The following is a 2,169-nucleotide window of genomic DNA, read 5'->3' on the forward strand; positions in this document are numbered from 1 at the left end:
CGCGCGCATCAAAAGCGGAACTGGCGCAAGACCATCTGCCGGACGGCGTCATACGCTTGCAGCGCAATCGGCCGGGGCTCGTGAGAGAACTTCACGTAGACGCGCGCCCCCAGATACGCATGAGGCGCGTCCTCGGGCAAACGCAGGTCCATTACGAACAGGTTCTCGGACGACTTCGCCCGCCCTTCCTGGGACTTGCGCGGGTCCACGCCAATGCTGCCGCCCCCCTGCAAGCTCAGCGCCAGGCTGGGCAATTCGTCGGTGGCGGCCGGCACTTCACGCGAAATCCGCGCGGTGAATTCCTGCCCGCTGTCCTGCACCAGCCGCACGCGTACATCCTTCAGCGACCGGTGTATACGCTCCAGGCTAGACTGCGGCACCACCACGCGCACGGTCTCTGCGTCGGTCAGCACATAGCCCAGCAGCTCGCCGCGCTGCACATAGCGGCCGGTCATGTCCTCGGGCTGGGCCGACACATAGCGTCCGGCATGCGGGCTGCGCACCTGCTGCGCCTGCACCTGGTCCTGGATGGCGCGGCGCTCGGTCTGCAAGCTGGTCCATTGATGGCGCATGATGGCCGCCTGCACCTGGTTCTGCGCATAGGCCTGCACGTAACGCGCCTGGTATTCATCCACCTGCGCGGCCAGCATGGCGTCGCGACGGATCAGTTCGTCGTTTTCCAGCGCCATCAATGGCGCCCCTTGCCCCACCGGCGCATCGTCCGCCGCCTGCCGCGCGCGCACGAAACCCGCTACCGGCGCCCGCACCTGCGCCGTGGGCGGCACCCACACCACGCCTTCGGTATCGGTGGAAGACGGCATCGGCACCGCACCCACCAGCCCGACGATGCCCGCGATGCACAGCGCGCAGATGGCATAGGAACGCAAGCGATGCGCCTGAATCTGCGGGTCGGCATAGAACTGTCGGCCCAGCCGCCACAGCGGCATCACGATCGTGTTGAACAGCGCCCACATGGCCAGCAGGACGCCAAAGAAGAAGAACTGCCCCGCCATGATGAAGATGGCCAGGAACATGATGAACATGCGGTAGCAGAACGACAGCAGCGCATAGCCCACGAACCAGGCGCGTTCGCCCGGCGTGGCGCGCGGGGCTTCCACGCCGCGCAGCCCCAGCGCGTAGCGCTTGAAGAGATAGCCCAGATAGCCGTTGGCCCGCTGGCCCAGATTGGGAATTTCGATGCCGTCGGACAGCACGTAATAGCCGTCGTAGCGCAGCAACGGATTGCCGTTCATGAACAACGTCGACACCCCGCACAGGATGATGACGGTATAGGCCAGTGAGCGGCCCAGCCCTGGCTCCAGCTGCGTCCACGCGATCATCGCGACCGCCGCCAGGAACAGTTCCACCAGAATACCCGCGCCGCCCACCAGCATCCGCCAGCGCTTGTCGGCAAAGGCGGATGCCGCCGACGCATCCACATACGGAATGGGCACCAGCAGCAGGAACATCAGGCCAATCTCATGCACCTCGCCCCCGCGCGCCTTCACCGCGCAGGCGTGGCCTAGCTCGTGGATGGCCTTGACCACCGGATACACCAGCGCCATGGCCAGCACATTGCCCGTGGAAAACACCTGATCCCAGATGTTGTGGGTCAGCGTCTGCCAATGCATGGCGCCAAGCGCCGTGCCGGCCGCCACCACCGCCAGCCACAGCAGCCCGCCCACCCAGGTGAACAACCAGCGATACCAAGGCAGCGTCCGGGTCAGCCAGCGGTCGGGATCCACCAGCGGCATTTTCAGCGCGCTGGGGTTGCCGATGTATTGCTTGATCTTTTGCATGCGCTGGCGCTTGCGGCGTTCAACCAGATCACGCACGTCGGGCGCGCGGTCGGTCGTCAGCACGTCAGCGCGGTGCAGCTGCGCCATCAGCCGGATAACTTCATCTTGCGGCATGGCGTCGTCATCCAGCTGGCCGCAGGCAATCTCCCAGATCTCCTGCACCGTGCGGCGTCCGTCCATCAGGCTGATCAGCAGATTGGCCTCGGGCGTGTAACGGTGAAATTCGCCATTGCTCTGGTCCTGCATCACGTACCAGACTTCGCCGCGATACACGTGGCGATGAATATGGATGTGCGAACGCAGCCGCGGGCGCAGCGTGCTGACCCGGTGCCAGGAATTGCTATAGAGCGCGGTGCCAGACATCTTCTTA

The 2,169-nt window shown here is 65.1% G+C and carries 1 protein-coding gene; it reads right to left on the reverse strand.

The features are described from left to right. Positions 1-8 precede the first annotated feature (8 nt). Positions 9-2,162, reverse strand: a complete 2,154-nt coding sequence (locus P8T11_RS07540; protein WP_268077528.1) for an efflux RND transporter periplasmic adaptor subunit — start codon at positions 2,160-2,162, stop codon at positions 9-11. Between the last annotated feature and the right edge of the window lie 7 nt (positions 2,163-2,169).

Source organism: Achromobacter spanius (genome assembly GCF_029637605.1).
Lineage (GTDB): Bacteria > Pseudomonadota > Gammaproteobacteria > Burkholderiales > Burkholderiaceae_B > Achromobacter > Achromobacter spanius_E.